General features: G+C 61.4%; 16 protein-coding genes. 2 read left to right on the top strand and 14 right to left on the bottom strand.

Annotated features, from left to right (window positions below; genetic code table 11):
- Window positions 1–680 precede the first annotated feature (680 nt).
- The 7 genes from HDF15_RS15285 to HDF15_RS15315 all read right to left on the bottom strand — a co-directional run bounded on the left by HDF15_RS15285 (window position 681) and on the right by HDF15_RS15315 (window position 9686).
- Window positions 681–1406 (bottom strand): class I SAM-dependent methyltransferase, encoded by a 726-nt coding sequence (locus HDF15_RS15285; RefSeq protein ID WP_184257037.1) that lies wholly within the window; start codon window positions 1404–1406, stop codon window positions 681–683.
- A gap of 405 nt (window positions 1407–1811) precedes the next feature.
- The gene (locus HDF15_RS15290; RefSeq protein WP_184257039.1) at window positions 1812–2126 is read right to left on the bottom strand and encodes a DUF59 domain-containing protein; all 315 of its coding nucleotides are present in this window, start codon (window positions 2124–2126) and stop codon (window positions 1812–1814) included.
- Window positions 2123–2533 (bottom strand): hypothetical protein, encoded by a 411-nt coding sequence (locus HDF15_RS15295; RefSeq protein WP_184257041.1) that lies wholly within the window; start codon window positions 2531–2533, stop codon window positions 2123–2125. The genes HDF15_RS15290 and HDF15_RS15295 overlap by 4 nt, the downstream gene beginning before the upstream one ends.
- 205 nt (window positions 2534–2738) lie before the next feature.
- Window positions 2739–3713: a polyprenyl synthetase family protein gene (locus tag HDF15_RS15300; RefSeq protein ID WP_184257043.1), complete on the bottom strand. Its 975-nt coding sequence runs from the start codon at window positions 3711–3713 to the stop codon at window positions 2739–2741.
- A complete protein-coding gene (locus HDF15_RS15305; protein WP_184257046.1) occupies window positions 3710–5485 on the bottom strand; it encodes a hypothetical protein in 1776 nt (591 codons plus the stop codon). The genes HDF15_RS15300 and HDF15_RS15305 overlap by 4 nt, the downstream gene beginning before the upstream one ends.
- A 107-nt stretch (window positions 5486–5592) precedes the next feature.
- Complete coding sequence (locus HDF15_RS15310; RefSeq protein ID WP_184257048.1) at window positions 5593–8568, bottom strand: penicillin acylase family protein; 2976 nt, start codon at window positions 8566–8568, stop codon at window positions 5593–5595.
- A 14-nt stretch (window positions 8569–8582) separates the two neighbouring features.
- Window positions 8583–9686, bottom strand: a complete 1104-nt coding sequence (locus HDF15_RS15315; protein WP_221314448.1) for a CPBP family intramembrane glutamic endopeptidase — start codon at window positions 9684–9686, stop codon at window positions 8583–8585.
- 144 nt (window positions 9687–9830) lie between these two features.
- Here HDF15_RS15315 and HDF15_RS15320 point away from each other — a divergent pair, with 144 nt between their 5' ends.
- A complete protein-coding gene (locus tag HDF15_RS15320) occupies window positions 9831–10829 on the top strand; it encodes a phosphoesterase (RefSeq protein ID WP_184257050.1) in 999 nt (332 codons plus the stop codon).
- 3 nt (window positions 10830–10832) lie between these two features.
- On the opposite strand, the gene HDF15_RS26465 is transcribed toward HDF15_RS15320, so the two are convergent.
- The 6 genes from HDF15_RS26465 to HDF15_RS15350 form a co-directional block, all read right to left on the bottom strand.
- Window positions 10833–11021, bottom strand: coding sequence for a type II toxin-antitoxin system RelE/ParE family toxin (locus HDF15_RS26465; RefSeq protein WP_184257329.1), 189 nt, complete (start codon window positions 11019–11021; stop codon window positions 10833–10835).
- Between the two features lie 107 nt (window positions 11022–11128).
- The gene (locus HDF15_RS15330) at window positions 11129–11380 is read right to left on the bottom strand and encodes a CopG family ribbon-helix-helix protein (RefSeq protein WP_184257052.1); all 252 of its coding nucleotides are present in this window, start codon (window positions 11378–11380) and stop codon (window positions 11129–11131) included.
- A 244-nt stretch (window positions 11381–11624) separates the two neighbouring features.
- A complete protein-coding gene (gene rseP / locus HDF15_RS15335; RefSeq protein WP_184257054.1) occupies window positions 11625–12980 on the bottom strand; it encodes an RIP metalloprotease RseP in 1356 nt (451 codons plus the stop codon).
- A gap of 114 nt (window positions 12981–13094) precedes the next feature.
- On the bottom strand, window positions 13095–14252 hold the full coding sequence (locus HDF15_RS15340) for a 1-deoxy-D-xylulose-5-phosphate reductoisomerase (RefSeq protein ID WP_184257331.1): 1158 nt from the start codon (window positions 14250–14252) through the stop codon (window positions 13095–13097).
- 549 nt (window positions 14253–14801) lie between these two features.
- A complete protein-coding gene (locus HDF15_RS15345; RefSeq protein WP_184257056.1) occupies window positions 14802–15647 on the bottom strand; it encodes a phosphatidate cytidylyltransferase in 846 nt (281 codons plus the stop codon).
- 373 nt (window positions 15648–16020) lie between these two features.
- Window positions 16021–16806, bottom strand: coding sequence for a hypothetical protein (locus HDF15_RS15350; protein WP_184257058.1), 786 nt, complete (start codon window positions 16804–16806; stop codon window positions 16021–16023).
- 675 nt (window positions 16807–17481) lie between these two features.
- Here HDF15_RS15350 and HDF15_RS15355 point away from each other — a divergent pair.
- The gene (locus HDF15_RS15355) at window positions 17482–17973 is read left to right on the top strand and encodes a DinB family protein (RefSeq protein ID WP_184257060.1); all 492 of its coding nucleotides are present in this window, start codon (window positions 17482–17484) and stop codon (window positions 17971–17973) included.
- A 16-nt stretch (window positions 17974–17989) separates the two neighbouring features.
- Here HDF15_RS15355 and uppS read toward each other — a convergent pair whose 3' ends face one another.
- The gene (uppS, locus tag HDF15_RS15360) at window positions 17990–18904 is read right to left on the bottom strand and encodes a polyprenyl diphosphate synthase (RefSeq protein ID WP_184257062.1); all 915 of its coding nucleotides are present in this window, start codon (window positions 18902–18904) and stop codon (window positions 17990–17992) included.
- Window positions 18905–18986: the final 82 nt, after the last annotated feature.

The raw sequence follows: 18986 nt of genomic DNA on the forward strand, positions 1-18986 counted from the left end.
TGTGCCATGAGCACGAATAGAAGTCTGTACGCAATCTGTTCGCAAAATACCCCTGGACAACTACGCCTCTCTTCATAGAAGGATGACGACGAAAAGCAAAGGCGAAAGACAAAGCAAAGGCCGCGACATTTTGTCGCGGCCTTTGCTTTGTCTTTCGTTAGTTCTTACTGCTGGCTCTCGTACATCCGGCGCCAGTTGGCATTGCTGCGGGCGCGCAGGCCGATGAAGGAAGGAACGAAGACGGTAAGAGCGAGGAAGGTGGCGGTAACGGCGTAGTACATGCGTGGATCTCCTTAGCGCGCACGGAGGCGGCGCTGAACCCAAAAGTGGGGTTGTTCGTGGTGTGTCTTCAGTGCAGGCGGTACTGGGATCTTGACCCAGCCGTCACGGTCACTGGCATAAATATTTCGGACCCGGTGGAAGGAGGCTCGCCCTTGTTTGGCTGCGCTCCCAATCACTGTTCACAGGACCTACTACGGATAGGATACTCGATTTGTTCTATTCGATGCATTTTTATCGAACTAATAAGCCGCTATTCGCACAAGCCCCTTGCTCGCTCACTGCTGTTTTTCCCAGTAAACTCACACTTATTGATACGCAGAGCCGCGAGAAAAGTTCCATGAAAGTTTTCTATTGTCAGTTATTTTCTTAAAATGCTATATTCTCAAGCCTTTTTCGGACTAAGAAGACCGGCCAGTATAGCGGTAGATCGCGCAGAGTTCGTCGCCGGTAGAGCCATACTCCTTTTGCTCCGCGATGGCGGCCAGGTCGGCGATGTGGTCGTCCGTCGACATGGCGACGCGGCCCATCCAGATCCGGCGAAAGGCAGGATGGCGGTCGAGCAGGGAGTCGTGTTCAGCGTTGGCATAGGCCAGGTCGAAGGCGTGGGGGCGCCGGGTGAGCGACTGCTCCACATGAGCCACATACCGCTTCAGGAGCGGGAGCTCGAACGGGTGGAAGAGAAAGGCGAGGACCGGGGCATCGGGCAGGGGATGGACCGTGGCGTCAGCATGGTGCAGGGCGATCGGCGCGAGGGCTTCGGCCTGCGGGTCCTTGGCCCATAGATCGATATTGGCCTGCGCGATTCCGGCCAGGTCCTGGTTCAGTTCGATACCTTCGACCCGCTGAAACGGATACTGCGAGGCCAGCAGAAGCGCCCGGCCTTTGCCTGCGCCGATGTCCATAAAGACCGTGTTTTCGATGGGCGCGTTGGGTTCCAGGTGCTGCAGCCAGTGGTCGAGCAGGGAGTGCAGGATGCTGGGCGCGACGCCGTAGTATGCCGTCAGCTCTTCGACCCTGGCGTTGGTTCCGCGCACGATGGTCGTCCCCGGGATCAGACCGGAGGTGTCGGTGCCGTGAAGCTGGTCGAAGGGGTGGATAACGGGCGAAGCTTTTTTGCGAGGCATCTCGGTAAGTCTAGATGCGTTGCCCTGGTGTGGGGCAATGCAAACAATGGGCGGGAGATTTTTCTGAGGGAAACTACGTAATGACTCGCTAGTGTGGTGAGTCTTTAGTTCGTTGAAGAACCAAGGGGTTATCCCATAGCGCGAAGCGCGTTCCCTGATGCTTCAGCGTCAGGGAGACGGAGGGAGCCGTAGCCTTTAGGCTACGAAATAAGTGGGCTGGCAAAGATGTGGCCTTTAGGCCCGGGCCTTCTTTCGGCTGCGAACAAAAGGCCCGGGGCTGAAGCCCAATTCTTGCCTAGCTCTCATTCCGTAGCCTAAAGGCTACGGCTCCCTCCGTCCCGCGACGCTAAAGCGTCACGGTTTGCGCTTCGCGCTGTGCTGAACAGACCATCATTCTTCAACAACCTAGTTTCGCCGGGTGTTCAGGATGGGGAACGCTGGGGCGAGGAGTCTGACCGTAGAGTGCGAGATCTCCGGAAGACCGGCGAGGCGATTTTCAATCTGCGCGATGAGTTGTGCGTTGGCCGTCTCGTCCGAGCCTGGAGCCGTCAGGACGACGTGGGCGATGTAGCGCGGCGGAACGCCCGGGATGGTGGCGCCGGGGGCATCTACGTCGCGCGTCAGCGTGGCTGAGCGCACTAGATTCAGCTCTACGATATTGCGCCGCAGCAGCGGGTCGTAGCAGTCGCGCAAGGCGGCTACCAGGTCGTTCTGGGTCACTGGCCGCTGTCCTGGTGGGTCTTCATGCAGGCGTTCAGGTGCTGCGTGCTGCGCGTGTGCCAGGTGGGGTCGGACGAGGGGTGGAGGACGCTCTGGCGATAGAACATCAGCCAGGTCTTGCAGCCGTCGACATCGGCGGCGGCTGAGGGCGGCTGGGTTGTCTCGATTTGTTGTTGCAGGGCCTGCAGGGCGGGCTGGAACTGGGCGTCGGGCGCGTCGCGGAGAGCGGCAACCTTGTCGAAGGCGTTCCATGCGGCAGCACTTTCGGGTGGGACGGTGTGCGTAACGGACAGGCCGGGCTGGGAGGATGCTGGTTGCGGGCGCAGGTGGCGGCTGCGATAAAAGTTGAAGACTCCGAGCGCGAGGATAACGATGATCAGGATGTAGTGGCGGGGGTGAAAGCGCATGAAGACTCCTGCGGTTTAGTGGCGGCTGGCAATCGAAGCTGCGTGACCCACGCGTTTGAGGTGGTACGAATGCGGGGGTCCTTCGCCAAACCACCCCAGCAAGCGCAAAGTGCGCGCTCTCCAGGGACCCCGGTACGGCTCAGGATGACGACGAAAAACAAACAACGGCAAAAGCAACTGCTGAGGCAACGGCGAACGCAACGCGTTAGTGCGTGCGTTCGACGAGGTACTGTGCGAGCGACTTGAGCGGGGTGGCGGCGTCGCCAAACGGCTCGAGTGCGGCGAAGGCGTCGGCGATGAGTTCCGCGGCGTCGTGCTTCGACTGCTCGATCCCGAAGACCGCGGGCCATGTGGCCTTGTCGGTGGCGGTGTCCTTGCCGGCGGTCTTGCCGAGCTCTTCGGAGGACTGCGTCATGTCGAGAACATCGTCGACGATCTGGAAGGCGAGGCCGGCTTTTTCGCCGAAGATGCGGAGACGCGCGATGGCATCTTCGGCCGTGCAGGCGAGTTTGGCCGCATCGCCGTTTGCGAGGCAGTGGCCGAGGCCCAGCAGGCCGCCGCAGACGATGGAGGTGGTAATGAGCGCGCCGGTCTTGGCTCTGTGGATGCGTTCGACGAGTTCGGCGGTCGGTTTGTGGCCTTCGCCTTCGATGTCCATGACCTGGCCGCCGATCATGCCGGGGGGCAGGTCCGCGGCGATCTGTGAGCCGGGAACGGGGCCGACACCGGTGCCGATGGCGAACGAGAACTCGCGCAGAATCTCAACGACCGTTGCAGCGGGTGCGGGAAGCTGGGCGATGGTCTGAAAGGCGAGGGTCTGCAGGGCGTCGCCAGCGAGGATGGCGAGGGCTTCGCCAAAGACGACGTGGCACGTCGGCTTGCCGCGGCGCAGGTCGTCATTGTCCAGCGCAGGCAGATCGTCGTGGATCAGCGAGTAGGTGTGCACCATCTCGAGGGCTGCGCCAAGGTTGGCCGCTCCTGCGGGCAGCGTGCCGGCGACGCAGCGTGCGGCCTCCATGCAGAGGATGGGCCGCAGGCGCTTGCCTCCTGCGAAGGTGGAGTGGCGCATGGCGCGGTGAATCGAATGGGGCTCGACCGTGGCCGCGGGCAGCAGGTGTTCGAGTGCGGCGTCGGTCGTTGTGGCACCGGTTTTTAGAAGGGATTGAACGTCGGTTGTCATCGGCAATCTTTGATTTTACGCGAGCGGAGAAAGGTAAGTCCCAGCAGGGCCAGGGCACAGGCGCTGATGGCTATGCCGAGCTGCTGGTCGAGGGTATAGTGCCAGGCGATGTCGATCGTGGAGGGCCCGCTGGGAAGGGCGATGGCGAGGAGTCCGTCGTCGCGCTGGAGGTGCGCTGGAAGCTCTGTGCCGTTGCGGGTGAGACGCCAGTCCGGGAAGTCGCGCAGGTTGAGGACGAGCGTCTCCGGTTGCGCGAGATTCAGGACGAGATGTCGTGGCGCCTGGGCCGATACCGTCTGTTCGACTGGAAGCTCGCCGGAGAAGTTAGGGTCGGTGGCAGCGGGGTTGGGGATTGTGCCGGGAGCGAAGGCCGCAGGGTTGGGAGTGAGCCAATAGCCGGGATCGTTACTACGCAGGACGTCGTTGTCGGCTTCGTTCGGGGTGTACTCGTCCGTCGGGGGAACCCCGTGATGGGTGCTGAAGAGTGCCGCTGTGGCGGAGGGGAGGCCTGTGGCTTCGCAGGCTTGTCGGTAGAGGGTGATGCCCAGCAGAGAGAGCGCAAGAACGCATACCGGCGCTGCGATCAGCATCGGCTTGCGGCTTCTGTCTCCGCGAGGTAGCAGCAGGGCAATTGCGAAGACGAGTACGGCGGAGAGAATCGTGAGAAGACGCCAGGGGAATTGCAGGAAGGCGAGGTCTGGGAGATATCGCCAGAGTGGGGTGGAGATTGGGACGAGCAGGAAGACGATCACTACTGTGAGCAGGGCCAGATACGGTCCAGGTGTTCCAGGTTCCTGATGTGATGCAGAGGCGCGGGCCTCCTGGGCGCACCCGGCTTTTGGGGCTCGATAGAGGAGAACGGCTATAGTTCCCAGGGTCAAGAGCAACAGCACGACGGCAAGCAGGCTGATCGTGTGTAGAACGACGTTGTGGGGAACGTCCGCGGTGTGGCCGAAGAGGAAGTTGTCCTCGAAGCGCATGTTCGGGATGATCGCCATGGCGATCTGTACGTAGCGGCGTTCGTAGGCGGCGGGGACGAGATAAAACGCGGGTAGGGCGAGCCCCAGCACTGTGCCGGTGCTTATCGTTAGCAGCAGGGGAAAAGGCTTAGGAGAAAAGGTCTTCTTGGAAACGCGATAGGCAGCGATGAGACGCACCGCAGCCAGCAGCGCCAGCATGTAGCAAGCCATCACGGCGGCGGGCGCGTTGGTCAGCCACAGCAGCGCGACTGGAATGGCGATTCCTTGCACGGTAGGATGTTTCCGCAGGACGGCCAGCAGGAGCAGCGGTATCCACGCGGCGGCGAGAAGCTCGGCATAGGCTGTGCGCTCGAAGGCGTTGAAGAGCATGTAGGGATTCGCCATGTAGAGTGCGGCGGCGAGCAGGGCGGCGTTCGGCGAGGTGTACTGCCGCGCGAGATGGTGCATCGCAAACCCCGCGGCGGTGAATGCGATCCACGTGTAGATCGCGGGCGTTGCGCTGATAGGGAAGAGGAGCGTCAGGAGCGCGCCGAGCATCCAGGACAGCGGCGGATAGTAGACAAAGCGCGGCTCTCCCGCGTTGTAGGCGGCGGTCCAGGCCCAGTGCGGATAGAGCGTGCCGTGGCGAAGCTGCTGTGCCGCTTCGAGCCAGCTCTGCAGGTGGAAGCCGAAGTCGTGCCCGCAGGAACAGCCGTGCAGGAGGAGTGGCAGAGTTGCCAGCAGGGCGGCGAGCGGAAGCAGGATGTGGTGACGCCGCATCTTGTTAGCGTAACGCGCTACAGCGGAAAACAAGCAACAGCTTTAACGCAAAGGTCGCGGAGGTTGCGCAAAGGTCGCAGAGAGTTTCGTGGCGGCCTCCGCGAAACCTCTGCGACCGCTGCGTTAAAGCTCTTTGTTAGCTAAGGCAAAAGCGTAAGCGTGTGAGTGGACTGCGTATCGTGCAGTGGCAGCGCGAAGGTGGTTCCGTTCAACCAGGGCTCGAACTGATCGAGATACCACGGGCTTGCGGGGTTGCCGGACTCGCCCGTGGTGATGTTGCCCTGGTTTGTCTCCGGGTTGGCGAGGTCGGCGGTGAAACGTTCGCTGGGGCCGAAGTGACGGCTGATGGCGCGGATGGTCGTTCCATCGCCCGGTGTCATGTGCGATCCCGATCCCGTCGCTCTGCCCAGCAGCCGGTCGAACAACGGAGATTGGGAGAAGAGAGGATGGTCGATCTCGACAGGATGCACTGTGCCATAGCGCCAGGACGAGATATTTGAGGGCGCATGGGCATCGTGCAGGGCCTGGGCGACGGTCTCCGTGAGCAGATCGTCCCAGTTGGCAACTCCCGGCGGCAGCCAGCGCGCGGGCGTGTGCTGAAGCAGATTTTCGAGCGCGTCGGCCTGCTCTCCCCACACGTAGAGGGCGAGCAGGTCCTGCGGATGGGCCTTCTGTCCGGTCGCTTTATCGTGTGCCGCAATCTGCGGCAACAGGAGCGCCGACCACAATGCGGTGCGGGTGGCATTCACGATGGCCGGTGCGGCGGCGTTGGGCAGGATCTCGCCGTTCCAGGAGCGCAGGATATCCGCGGTCTGATGCAGGCGTTTGGTGTCATGCGCGAGCGCGGCGGCGGAGGCATGGTCGATGGCATAGGCGACGCGATGAGCGAGGACACGATCGAACTCGGAGTGCGCATCGTTCTGGATGGCGAGCATATCGGCCGGGGTCAGATTGGTGCGTCCTGCCAGCAGCTTGTTGATGCGCTCCACGCGGTACGGCGCAGCCCAGTCGAGGGTGATGGCGTAGGGGTAGTCGTTCGGCGTAATGCGCGCATTGGCTGTCGCGACAAAGCCGTTGGGCGGGTCGATGACGGCGGGAAGTTCGTTGTAGGGGATGTAGCCCGACCACTGTTGCGAGGTGTCTCGGGCCTCTACGGGCAGGGGCGAGATGGGCGAACCGATGGTGTAGTCGATCACTGGTGCGGCGGCGATCGGTGGCTCGTCGAGCCTGGGTGCGGCTTTGGGGCGGGGCGCACGTTTGGGCTTTGCAGCGCTAGGCTGGACGCGCTGCCTGCGGCGTACGGGATGGTATGCCGTGTCGAGAAGATGGGGTTGTTCCGAGGTCTCAGGCAGGAGGAGGCTTGCTTGCGGAGTCTCGGAGTCCGAGTCGTCTTCATCGGAAGGAGTAGGGCCATCGGGGATGGGCTGCTGGACCTCGCGTTGGTAGTGCACCGCAGGTCCTCGTACGGGGATGCGGCCTATGGCGTGATAGCCGATGTGTTTGTTGTCGTCGGCGTAGACAAGATTGAGCGACGGCCCGCCGAAGCTGGCGAAGGCCGCGACCAGGGAGCCACCATCGCCTGCGGCGTTGATGTTGAGGAAGGGCGAGGTGACGTTGGCTGGATCGTAGATGGTCCAGGCCAGTGAGAGGGCGCGCCGCTCGGTGGGAAATAGCGGAGAGATGATCGGCGTCGCGTACTCGACGTTTCCGACGGTCTCCGTGGTGGTGAGCACATCGAGCTTGATATCGCGGCCACGCTTTACGCGAATGATCTCGCTGTGGTGAGCGACCGGCGACCAGGTGCCGTCGGTGTGCTGGTATTCGGTGTCCTGGCCGGAGCCGCGGAGATGTTCGATGCGAACATCCTGCACGTCCGCGCCGAGGTTGGTGAAGCTCCAGGCGACGTGCGCGTTGCGGCCCACGATGATGAAGGGCACTCCGGGCAGGGTGAAGCCTGTGACATCGAGGTTGGCCCCGTGCAGGCTGGCTTCATACCAGATGTCCGGCACGCTCAGCCCAAGGTGCATGTCATTGGAGACCAGCGCACCACCCGAGGCGGAGCGCGATGCGGCGACTGCCCAGTTGTTCGAGCCGGAGCGGCAGTCTGCGCAGCGCTGGCCGGGAAGTTCGTGGGCTACCTGGAGGATGTCGTGCGGTGTTGCCAGCAGCGACTGCGAGCGGTCGAGTGGAATCTGCTCGATCTCCGGCTTAGGCGTTATCAGGTCCGGCGCAGGCTGCGAGGGCGGATGATCTCTCCAGGAGCCGACAGGGTAGAGGTCAGCCAGAAGCTGCGGAGGCAGGTGGGCCGCGAGGGCCTCGCGACGCATCTTGGTCGGAAATTCGGTGCCGAGGTCCTGGAACATCGAGAGTGAGACGAGCAGCGTGTCGCGAGGCTGCCACTGGGCAGGCGTGTAGTGCAGCAGGTGGAACTCTACCGGCAGATGGTCGCTGTTCTGCTCCAGAAAGGCGTTTACGCCGCGTGCGTACGCTTCAAGCTGATGGAGCTGGTCGGCGGGCAGGGCCGCGACGGCGCGGTCGGCGGCGGCACGGATCTGCAGCGTGCGCTGGGTGCGGTCGTGTTCGACGAGGCTCGAGCCGAGGACCTCGGCGAGCTCTCCGGCGGCGTGGCGGCGCAGCATGTCCATCTGCCACAGGCGATCCTGCGCGGTGACGAAGCCCTGCGCGAAGAGCAGGTCGTCGAGACTGGAGGCTTGAATAGAGGGCACGCCCTGCGCGTTGCGCGTGATGGTGACCGGCTGGCTAAGGCCTGCGATATGCAGCGTGCCGTCGATCTGAGGCAGAGCGGCGTGCATGGAGTGCCGCAGCCAGATACTGACTGTGAACAGTCCCAGCAGGGCGATGACTGCCAGGGTACAGAGCACGATGGCAACTCTGCGCAGAGAGAGGCGGCGCTGGGTGCGCTGTGAGTCTCCACGGCGCTGAATGCGCAGCCTTTCGGCGAGCTTTGCAAAGGAGGAGGGGCGTTCGTGATGCGGGGCCGGCTCGCCGGTGTGGTCCTGGCGAGTATAGAGACGAGGTTCGGCCTGCCCGGTGTCGTTGCTGTCGTGAGGAGTGGGCGAGCCGGGAGTAGGTAAGTCAGGGGGAAGAAGAGGCATGTGTTATCCCAATTTTAGGGGATGAGGGTGTGCGTCTCCGGTGGAAGGCTGTGGGGTGCAGGGATTGGTTCCAGCGGAGGCTGCGTGCCGGCACGCGTGGTGAAGTGAATAATCAGCACGACCAGCAGAAGCGTGGGAATGACGAAGAGGCTGCCTTCAGGGCCGTCGGGGCCGCCGGACAGGAGAACGGTGCCGGTGGGATGCGTCTGGAAGAGGCGTCCCGCGCTGAGGCCGCCGCTATCGGGAACGCCGTAGAGGAAGCTCTGGGCCCAGTCCCATGCCATGTGGAAGCCAATGGCCCACCAGAGCGAGCCGGTGTGCCAGAGCGCGTAGCAGAAGGTGATGCCGGCGAGAAAGACCGCGCAGATTCCCCAGGCGGTTTCACCCTTGTTGCCCAGGTGTCCGGCTCCGAAGAGGATCGACATGATGGCGGCGGCAATCCAGAAGGCGACGGCGCGGGCGTGAGTGGATGAGATCTTCTCGGCCAGGCCGAAGAGGCCGCGTGTGAGTGTGTACTGGAGATAGCCGCGTGTGAGGTACTCCTCAAGCAGGCCGACGAGCAGAAATGCCAATAGCCAGAGCAGGCCGTAGAGGGGGACGTCAGAGCCATGGAGCAGGCGTGCGTCGAAGACCAGGAGATGGCCTGCTCGCAGGACGCCGACCAGCAGTGAGAGTGCGGCTAGGCCCCAGAAGGCTCCGGCAAAGAAGTCGAGACGGCGAGCGCTGCCGATTCCATAGGCGGCCAAACGGCGGCGCTCGATGAGCGAAAGAAGCCATGTTGCGAGGCCTACACCTGCCAGGCCAAGGCTTTCACTGATGAGGGTCTCGTCCAGCGTAAGGGTCTGCGTCGCAGGTTTGGAGGGGGCCGAGGTCTTTTGGCTGGTGGTCTGAGCCTTGCGCTGCGCGATGGCCTTCTGCAGGCGACCGGTAGCGGCGAGTGTAGCGATGCTGATCACCGAAGAGAAGACGAGAAAGAGTACGACGAAGATGGCGATGCCCCAGCCGGAACGCAGGCCAAAGCGGCCAAAAAAGATGCCTTCCGAAGGAGGAGGCACGGGGCTGCTGATCGGTGCGTCGGGTAGGGGGGATGGAACCATGAACTCCTGCGGGTTATCCAAGTTGATCTCCGTTTCGTTGCTAAGAATACGCAGGCATGCAGGCGATAGTTCCTGAAAGCTCAGATATGCTGGTTGTATTCTTACAGGCATTTTGAACGGAACTCAGCCACTGTTGAGCCGCTCGTGCCAGAGGGTCGTTTTCGTTTGAACTGCCGCGTTTTTTATCACGACAAATGCTTTGATGGAGCCTGTTCGGCTTCGCTGTTTACCCGGTTTCATCGCGAGTGCATCGGCACGGCGTTGAGCTTCGACTATCACGGTCTGGTGCATCGCGCCGGTGCGCTGTACGACGAGAGCTGGTTCGCGACGGAAGGCGAAAACGCGATCGTGGACTTCAAGTATTCGCCCTCGCCGCGCGTCTCGTGGTGGTTCGATCATCATCTCTCGGCGTTTCTCTTGCCGGAGGACGAAGCGAACTTCTACCGGGGACAGACGAATCCCGACGGCACGCCGGGGCCGCTGGCGAGACGGCAGTTCTTCGATCCGAACTACACGAGCTGCGCGAGCTGGATCGCGCATATTGCCAGCACAAAGTTTGGCATGGACATCTCTCCCCTGGCTGAGCTGATCCACTGGGCCGATATCGTGGATGGCGCGAAGTATGAGAGTGCACAGGCTGCCGTGGAGATGGCCGCGCCCGCGATGAAGCTCACGATGGTGATCGAGAGTGCGCAGGAGAGTGCGCTGGTGCAGCGCATTATCCCTTTGCTGACGGCCATGCCGTTGCAGCAGGTGCTCGATCAGCCGTTCGTGCAGGAGCTGCTGGGGCCGCTGATGGAGCGGCACTGGGCGGGGCTGGAGCTCATCCGCCAGCGAGCGCAGTGTGAGGGCGGCGTAATCACCTTCGACATTACCGACCAGCCTACCGAGGGCTACAACAAGTTCATCCCTTACTATTTGCATCCAGAGGGGACGTATAACGTCGGGTTGTCGAAGTCGAGCTTCAGGACGAAGGTCTCTGTCGGCACGAATCCCTGGACGCCGAAGCCTGCGAGTGAGTTGGTGAATCTCGCGGCGATCTGCGAGCGGTATGGCGGTGGCGGGCACGCGCGCGTCGGTGCGATCAGCTTTCCGGTGGAGAAGGAAGAGGAAGCGCGTGAGGCTGCGGCGGAGATTGTGGCGGAGTTGCGGGGGCGGGGGTAGTTGCTACTCCCGGAAGCGACGCGGCTTGCGCATGGCACCGTGCCGAATGGAGAGTAGTTTCACGACTATCTCAGTACGGCGGTAATAGATGATGTACGGCGTTCCGGGCACGACCAACTCCCGGGTACGCTGTACATTGCCAAGCCTTCCAGAGATAGGAAATTTGCCGAGTTGTTTGACCGCGTCAAGGATTAGATGGAGCTAGCGAACTGCAGCCTGAGCATTCTCTGCGGCTAGGGCTAGATAGTTGCAGAGAATGTCTAATTCATCGGAAGCACGCCGGGACCAGCGAATTTGCATTACGCGGCTTTCGCCCCGCGTAGGCGCGCTTCGTAGCGAGCAACGATCTCTTCATGCGTAACGAAGTCGCCAGCTTCAATCTGCCGATCAGCTTCTTCGAGGTCTGCGAGCAGGTCTTCGTGGTCCGCCAGATACATGGATAGAGCATCACGTAGGATTTCCGTGCGGTCAACCTGACGGCTCGCCGCGATCTCATCGATCGCCGCGATGGACTCTTCGGAGACTTTAAAAGTGACGGTCTGAAGGCTCATGAGGACAGAATAGTTCTGCTGAAGGTCTCGTGTAAGGACTTGTCCTGCGAAAACTCTGAGGGCTGAAGGCCCGATCTATTGGTTGTGCTGCCGATAGGTCGGGCCTTCAGCCCTCAGAGTTTTTATTGGGTTCGTAACCCAGGGCTACGCCCTGGGCTGGGATATGTCGCCCCTTTGGGGCTTGGCTTTGGGGCGATTCTCTAGACTGTGCTTGCCGAATAGGTGTCGCGGTTCTGTGCTTCGCCTATGGCTTGCCGAAATGCAGCTTCGTGATGTCGTTGAACATCACGAAGCAGGCGAAGAGGATGATGCAGACGAACGCGACCTGGTAGACGCGTTCCTTGATGGCCATGTCGACATCGCGCCGCATGATGCTTTCGATAATCAGGAAGAGGATCATGCCGCCGTCAAGAATGGGGAACGGCAGCAGGTTCATGATGCCGAGGTTGAGCGAGATCGCGCTCATCAACTGCACCACGGACCAGGGCCCCATCTGTGTGGCGATATCGATCTGCTGTGCGATGCCGACCGGGCCGCTCATCTGCTTCACCGAGACGTGCCTTGTGAACAGGCCCTTGAGGACGCGCAGGATCAGGGTCGAATCTTTGCCGTTATCGATCAGCGACTGCTTGAGGGAGCTGCCCAGGGGGAGTTGCTCCACATCTGTAGGAACGGGGAGCGGTTTGAATCCGACCTGGAAGCTCATGCTGCCAATGCCGTTATCGCGCCATTCGGGCTGAAGCTGTACGGTCCGCGTCTGGCCCTTGTGAACCACGAGCAGGGTCGCAGGGGCGCCGTTACGGTCTTTCAGGTAGGCGAGCAGCGTTTGGACGGAGTGGATCTCAACAGAATCGACGCGCGCGAGGGCGTCGCCGTCTACAAGACCCGCGCGTTCGGCAGGTGATCCGGCAGAGATATGCTGCATGCCCAGCGGGCCAACCTGCATGCGCGGGATCAGGCCTAGTTTGTCGGGCGAGAAATCGCCATTGTTGACGCTGGCAACGTCGAGACTCGCTGAGACCGTGCTGCCGTTGTGCAGGAACTTGAACGGGATAGCGTGATTGCTGAGATTGACCTCGACTTCTTCGAGAATCTGCTCCCAGGTCGGGTTGCTGACGTTGTTGAAGCCTACGATCGTGTCCCCGGTGGTAAGGCCGCTATGTGCCGCGGGAGTGTTCAGGGGAACGTAGTCGACGACAGCGGGGCCGTTCAGGTACTGGTCCGTCTCGTGGTGATAGTGGGCCACCATGGCGAGCAGGAAGAACGACAGGACGAAGTTGGCGAAGGGGCCTGCGAGCGCGATGAGGATGCGCTGCCAGCGGGTCTTCGAGGTGAACTCGTCGGGGGCACCGGTGGTGGTTACGTTGGGGTCGCCGTTGTACTCGCCCGCCATCTTGACGTAGCCGCCCAGAGGCAGCAGGCAGACCTTGTAGTCGGTGCCGTTGTGCCGCACGCCGAAGAGGCGGGGACCGAAGCCGATCGAGAAGGCCTCTACGCGCACGCCGCAGAGCTTGGCGACGGCGAAGTGGCCGAACTCGTGGACGAGCACCATAATGCCGAGGACGATGGCAAATTCGACGATGACGGAAAGAATGTGCATGAGAAGTGTGGGTGACCTTAGCGAGGGAAGCAGTTTCCCCGCGGGAATGACAGCAAGAAGGACAAAAGCGAATCTGTACCCCAGGCGCTTCACCAAGGGGACAGAATGGCAGATTTACCGGGCGACGAGCTCTCTTGCAAGTTCGCGTGCAGCGCGATCCGCGGCGAGCACCTCAGGGATGGACGCTGGAGAACCGCTGGTGGTGAGCGCGAGCACTTGTTCGATTGTACGTGGGATGCCCAGAAACGGCAGCTTCCCGGCCAGGAAGGCCTCGACCGCGATCTCGTCGGCGGCGTTCAGGGCGATGCAATGGTTCTGCGAGGCGGCTGCGGCCTCATAGGCGAGGCGCAGGCAGGGGAAGCGCTCGAAGTCGGGCTGCTGGAAGTCGAGGTGTGACAGGGCGGCCATGTCGAAGGTCAGGTCGCTTGGCACGCGCTCCGGCCAGGCGAGGGCGTAGAGGATCGGCAGGCGCATGTCGGTGACCGAGATCTGCGCGAGGATGGAGCCGTCCACGTACTCGACGAGGGAGTGGATCGTCGACTGCGGATGCACGGTGACGCGCACCTGGGCGGGCGGCAGGTTGAAGAGGCGGCAGGCTTCGATGATCTCGAGGCCCTTGTTGAGCATCGTCGCGGAGTCGATGGTGATGCGCTGGCCCATGACCCAGGTGGGATGCTTGAGCGCCTGGGCGGGCGTGATGTGCTCGAAGTCCGCGAGCGGTGTGTTGCGGAACGGGCCGCCCGAGGCGGTGAGCCAGATCTGCTTAACCTCGCTGGCCGAGCCTCCGCGCAGGCATTGGTGGATAGCGTTGTGCTCGGAGTCGATGGGCAGCAGGTCGACGCTGTGCTCACGGGCGGCGGCGAGGATGAGGTCTCCGGCGGCGACGAGGCACTCCTTGTTGGCCAGTCCGACGGTCTTGCCGGCGAGCACAGCCGCATAGGTGGCTTCGAGCCCCGCGACGCCGACGATGGCCGAGACGACGAAGTCGGCCTCGGGCAGCGTCGCCACGCGGACGGTTCCGGCTGTGCCGTAGACGACTTCGATGCCGTTGATTCCAGTGGCCTTGAGGCGCGCGGAGAGCTCATCGGCCAGCGCTTCGGTGGCGATGGAGACGACCTGGGGCCGCCAGCGCTGGCACTGAGCGAAGGCCACTTCGAGGTTCGATCCGGCGGCGAGGGCGATGGGATGGAAGCGGTCCGGGTGGGACTCGCAGATGCTGAGGGTGCTTTGGCCGATGGAGCCGGTCGAGCCGAGAAGAGCGATCTTTTTCACTAGTCTATTTTCGCAGAATTGGTGGGATTGGAGAGATTCAGCGTGGTCAAGGGGTTCTCTTGAGCGAGGCTGATTGGGTTGAGGCGGTAGTTGATGTAAAGCGCCGAAAGCAAAAACGTAAAGAAGGGGCTGATGTTGGGCTCCCAACCTTCGGTTTCCCGGAAATGCACCTGTATCTCGTGCCGAAGCAGGAAGGGTGCGACAAGGAAGAGTAATGAATCAATCATCCCGAGGTAATCCCCCCACTGGGACCTCGGTTCCCAGTGGATTATTGCAACATCCAACAGGGCGCAGAGGGCGGTGAGCGAGAAAGCTATCAAAGGTGCAAGCGAACGGCCTTTGCTGCGAATCCAGAGGGATAGATAAATGCCCAAAGCAATGAGAGCAGTACCGGAGCTAAGGGCAACGATCAGGACAATCCATCTGGCATGGATCGATGCGGTCCAAGGTAAACCCTCTTCGTTCTCAAATGCCATAGGGGTCGATTGGCAGGCCAAGGTCACGGTACATGATCTTCCAGAACGCCATGAGTCGAGGATACAACGAGGCTTAGAAGCTTCCCGGGGAGAAGAATTCCCGGATTACCAGGACAAACCACAGTACCGGGGCTGCGACGAGCAGTGCGTCGATGCGGTCGAGGATGCCGCCGTGGCCGGGCAGCAAAGTGCCTGAATCCTTTACGTTAGCGCCGCGCTTCAGGGCTGACTCCAGGAGGTCGCCGAACTGCGCGGCGACGTTCAGCAGGATCGCCAGCAGCAGGAACTCCCACCACGGTTCGGTGGTGTGCAGCTTGGTGAAGTTGGAACCATGTGCGGCGAGCCAGTCGCCCCCGAGGACGAGGCCCATGCCGAAGAGCACGCTGGCGGCGACCGAGGCCAGCGCGCCTGCCCAGGTCTTGTTGGGCGAAAGTTGCGGGGCGAGCTTGCTGCGGCCGAAGTTTTTGCCGACGTACAGCGCGGCGATGTCTCCCGACCAGACACAGAGGAAGAGGAAGAGCAGCAGCGCTGTGCCGTTGACCGTGTTCCAGATCTGAGGGATCAGGGTCAGCGGATAGGCGATATAGACCAGCATCAGCAGGCCTGCGGCGGTCTCGGAGAGCACGCGGTTGAGCGGCGAACGCAGGGCGTTCCAGGTGAAGAGCACCAGGGTGGCGAACGCGACGGCGACGATGGTGTCCTGCGGACGCAGGAAGGTCGCCAGAAAGAACAGGGCGATGGAGCCGAGGGTCCACCAGAGCGGCACAGGGCTGTCGCCGGCGGCGGCGAGGCTTCGGAACTCCAGGGCGGCTAGTCCGGCGACGACGGCGGAGCATACGGTGATCATCCAGGGCTTGCCGAAGAAGACAAGCGCGATGACCAGAGCGATAAGAACGATTGCGGTGAGAATACGCTTCATGTGGTCTGGTTGAGGATACATGGAGGGGGCATGGCGAATCGAATCGCCAGCAAAAACGCCATCCCTGCGATGGTGCTGTTTCGCGGTGGATAGGGGATAGAGCGGGGTGTGTCATTCGATTGCGCGAAGCGCGTTCCCCGATGCTTCAGCATCGGGGGGGGAACGGAGGGAGCCGTAGCCTTTAGGCTACGGAAAAGGGGCCAGGCAAAATTGGGCTTTAGCCCCGGGCTTTTTGTCCGCAGCCGAAAGAAGGCCCGGGCCTAAAGGCCAATTCTCGTAGGGCCTGAATTCCGTGGCCTAAAGGCCACGGCTCCCTCCGTCCCGCGACGCTAAAGCGTCACGGTGTGCGCTTCGCGCAGTCGGATGACATACCCTAGCCGCCGGCACACATAGAGAGGGGAATGTTATGTGCCTGGCAGAACTGGTCTTGTGAGGCCTTCTGGCTTGAGAGAGAGTTTTCAAACTCGTGATGAATGACGACCGCTCCGACTAGGCCTGCACCGAGGATGACACCTCCAAGGATCAAAAAGGTCCTGCGACGATGGTCTGGAGGAGCCGTGGTGAGGTTCGCTGCTTCGACATCGGAGAGGGGCTCGTTGCTGAGGACCTTGATGCGGCTGATCAGGTTGGTAATGGAGAGCGACGTCCAGCGTTCAAGGACCTGCCCCCCGCCGGCGAGATTGACGGGGGAGGTGATCGTCCACAGAGCTACGTTTGTTTTGGGATCGACAAGAGTGAGCTGAAAGGCCGGGCTGGTGATCGAATAGACGCCGCCGCGACCTCCGGTGACATCAGTGATGGGAGCAACGCCGCGGAGTTGGAAGATGAGGTCGGCCTGCTCAGGGGAGTTGACAAGCTGAAAGCGGCCCCAGGCCTGCAACGCGGTAGAGACGTCGTTGTAGCTGGTGGTGGGGTCGATGGGGAAGTTGGGATCGGATCCGGAGTTGGTTAGAAATACCGTGTGGGCCGAGACGATCTGTTGCACGGGAACAGTGGACCCAGGTGGCGGAGGGATTGGCGAAGATTGTTCAATGGGAGCGGATTGAGCTGTGGTGTCAGGCGCAGCGGTTGAGTTTTGCATTCTGGCTGCATGGGCGAATTGGTTGAACAGAGTGGCAAACGAAAGGACTGCGGCGATGCTGCGGAGTGCGTTCTTCATGAGACGACCCTCTGGTTCGGCGGCGAGAAACGTGCCTGCCCACCTGATGGGAGCTAACGGGAAATCATTGAAGAAGATGCGCGGCTTTCGGGAATTATTTTGTTGCGGTGAAGTAAAAGAATATTTTGGATGGCTTTGGGGCTGTCATCAGACTGTTCTTCGAGACGACAATGGGGCCGTGCAAATAGTTCGTTGAGGCAGAGATCGGAAGGGCAGGGTTTCAACCCTGCCGCAAGGGCTGGATTGAGGGACAGTACCGCTCTGCCGAAGGCTGGAGTGAAGCCCGCGAGTGTAACGACTGAATTGCCTTCTTTGGTTGCAGCTAAACGGGTGGTTACATCTACGAATGCGTCTCGGTTGTCCCTGTGCCATCTAGACCGCACGAAGGAAAGCAATTCAGTCGCTGCGGCTACGCCTTCACTCCGGCCTTCGGCAGAGTGGAAAGGGGTTGTGCCCCATCTTTACGGCACGGTTGAAACCGTGCCCTTCCGGGTTTTTGCCACGGGATGTTGTTTGCACTGTTCAATCTGAGTCTTCAATAACAACTTTGATGACAGATCTTAGGCGGCAGACTTGAGTCTTTGTGTCGCTGCGCAAAGAGTGAACCGTTTGAGTGCTGGGTCTCATCTCTTGTGTGGCACATCCAGATCTAAAACTGAAGGGAATATCGCAACGATGGAAACTCAGGTTTCGAACGAGAAACTACTGGTCGACGCAGCCTTGAAACAGTGGCAGACCGGCGTTGACCGGGCCAGCAAGTTATTTGGAGGAGCCTCGGACGAGGTGCTGGAGCGGGAAGTGGCTCCGGGGAAGAACCGCCTGATCTATCTGTTCGGCCATCTGTTGGCTGTAAGCGACACCATGTACGCGACTCTGCGTCTCGGGGAAAGACTGCATCCGGAGTACGACGCGATGTTCCTCAAAAGCTCCGATCGGGCTGTCACTCCGATTGCCTCGGCGGAGGAGCTGAAAGCTGCGTGGGTTGTGGTGCACGAACGTTTGCAGGTGGAGCTGGCGAAGCTCTCGGCGGCGGAGTGGCTGGAGCGCCATGCTTCTGTTTCGGAAGAAGACTTCGTGAAGGAGCCCCATCGCAATCGCTTCGCGATCTTATTGGGACGGACCAACCATCTCGCCTATCACCTTGGACAGACTGTTCTGGCGAAGTAACTAGTGGCAGGAGACCCTACCGGGGTGCAAGCTCGGCTTCGGTAGGGAGCACATCGCTCAGGTCTTCGTCGCTCGATTCGCCGAGGCCTCCGAAGCGGCGCTCGCGCTGCTGGTAATCGGCGATGGCTTCAAGCAGGTGCAGGCCGCGGAAGTCGGGCCAGAGGCGCTCGGTGACGAAGATCTCCGCATAGGCGATCTGCCATAGCAGGAAGTTCGAGATGCGCTGCTCGCCGCTGGTGCGGATGAGCAGGTCGGGATCGGGCATGTGGCCGGTGTAGAGGTTGGCCGAAAGCTGCGGCTCATCGATGCGCGCCTTGATGGCGTCGTCGACACCCTCGGCTGCGAGCATGTCCTCCAGCGAGACGCCGCGCTTCGCGGCTTCGGCGATCATCGCGTGAACGATGCTGCGGGCGGAGTCGACGATCTCGGACCGGGCCCCGTAGTTGAGGGCGAGAGTCAGCGTGGTGCCGGTATTTTTGGCGGTCTGCTCGGCGGCCCACTGCATCGTGTCCTGCACGTCGGCAGGCAGCTCGCAGGTGCGGCCGATGTAGGCCATGCGGACGTTGTTGTCGTTCATCCGCTTCACGTTGGAGACGAGATAGCTCTTGAGCAGCTTCATCAGGAAGCTGACCTCGGACTTCGGCCGGCGCAGATTGTTTTCCAGTGAAAAGGCGTAGAGCGTGAGCCACGGGAGGTCGATGCGCGAGGCAGTCTCAACGACGTGCTGTACGGACTCCGCACCCTGCTGATGGCCGAGGAAACGCTTGAGGGCGCGCTTGCCGGCCCAGCGGCCGTTGCCATCCATGATGATGGCAACATGCTGCGGGATACGGCTGGGCTCAAGCATGTCGTAGACTGCGCGTTCTTCACACGTCAGTTCGTGGACACGATTGGAACGTTGGTAGACGCGGCTGGAGGATGATTCGCGCACAAGGACTCGCTCTGATGAGGTTAGCTGAAAGAAGGGGATTAGGGAACAGGGGGATGAAGGATAAGTGCGTCAGTTTTCAAAT

It is taken from the genome of Granulicella mallensis (assembly GCF_014203225.1).
Lineage (GTDB): Bacteria > Acidobacteriota > Terriglobia > Terriglobales > Acidobacteriaceae > Granulicella > Granulicella mallensis_A.

Excerpts from the sequence above, each read along its gene's own strand:
- HDF15_RS15300 (WP_184257043.1), bottom strand. The coding sequence starts at position 3,713 with ATGACAACCGACGTTCAATCCCTTCTAAAAACCGGTGCCACAACGACC.
- HDF15_RS15310 (WP_184257048.1), bottom strand. The coding sequence starts at position 8,568 with ATGCCTCTTCTTCCCCCTGACTTACCTACTCCCGGCTCGCCCACTCCT.
- HDF15_RS15345 (WP_184257056.1), bottom strand. The coding sequence starts at position 15,647 with ATGAAGCGTATTCTCACCGCAATCGTTCTTATCGCTCTGGTCATCGCG.
- HDF15_RS15295 (WP_184257041.1), bottom strand. The coding sequence starts at position 2,533 with ATGCGCTTTCACCCCCGCCACTACATCCTGATCATCGTTATCCTCGCG.
- HDF15_RS15330 (WP_184257052.1), bottom strand. The coding sequence starts at position 11,380 with ATGAGCCTTCAGACCGTCACTTTTAAAGTCTCCGAAGAGTCCATCGCG.
- HDF15_RS15355 (WP_184257060.1), top strand. The coding sequence starts at position 17,482 with ATGGAAACTCAGGTTTCGAACGAGAAACTACTGGTCGACGCAGCCTTG.
- rseP (WP_184257054.1), bottom strand. The coding sequence starts at position 12,980 with ATGCACATTCTTTCCGTCATCGTCGAATTTGCCATCGTCCTCGGCATT.
- HDF15_RS15350 (WP_184257058.1), bottom strand. The coding sequence starts at position 16,806 with ATGAAGAACGCACTCCGCAGCATCGCCGCAGTCCTTTCGTTTGCCACT.
- HDF15_RS15285 (WP_184257037.1), bottom strand. The coding sequence starts at position 1,406 with ATGCCTCGCAAAAAAGCTTCGCCCGTTATCCACCCCTTCGACCAGCTT.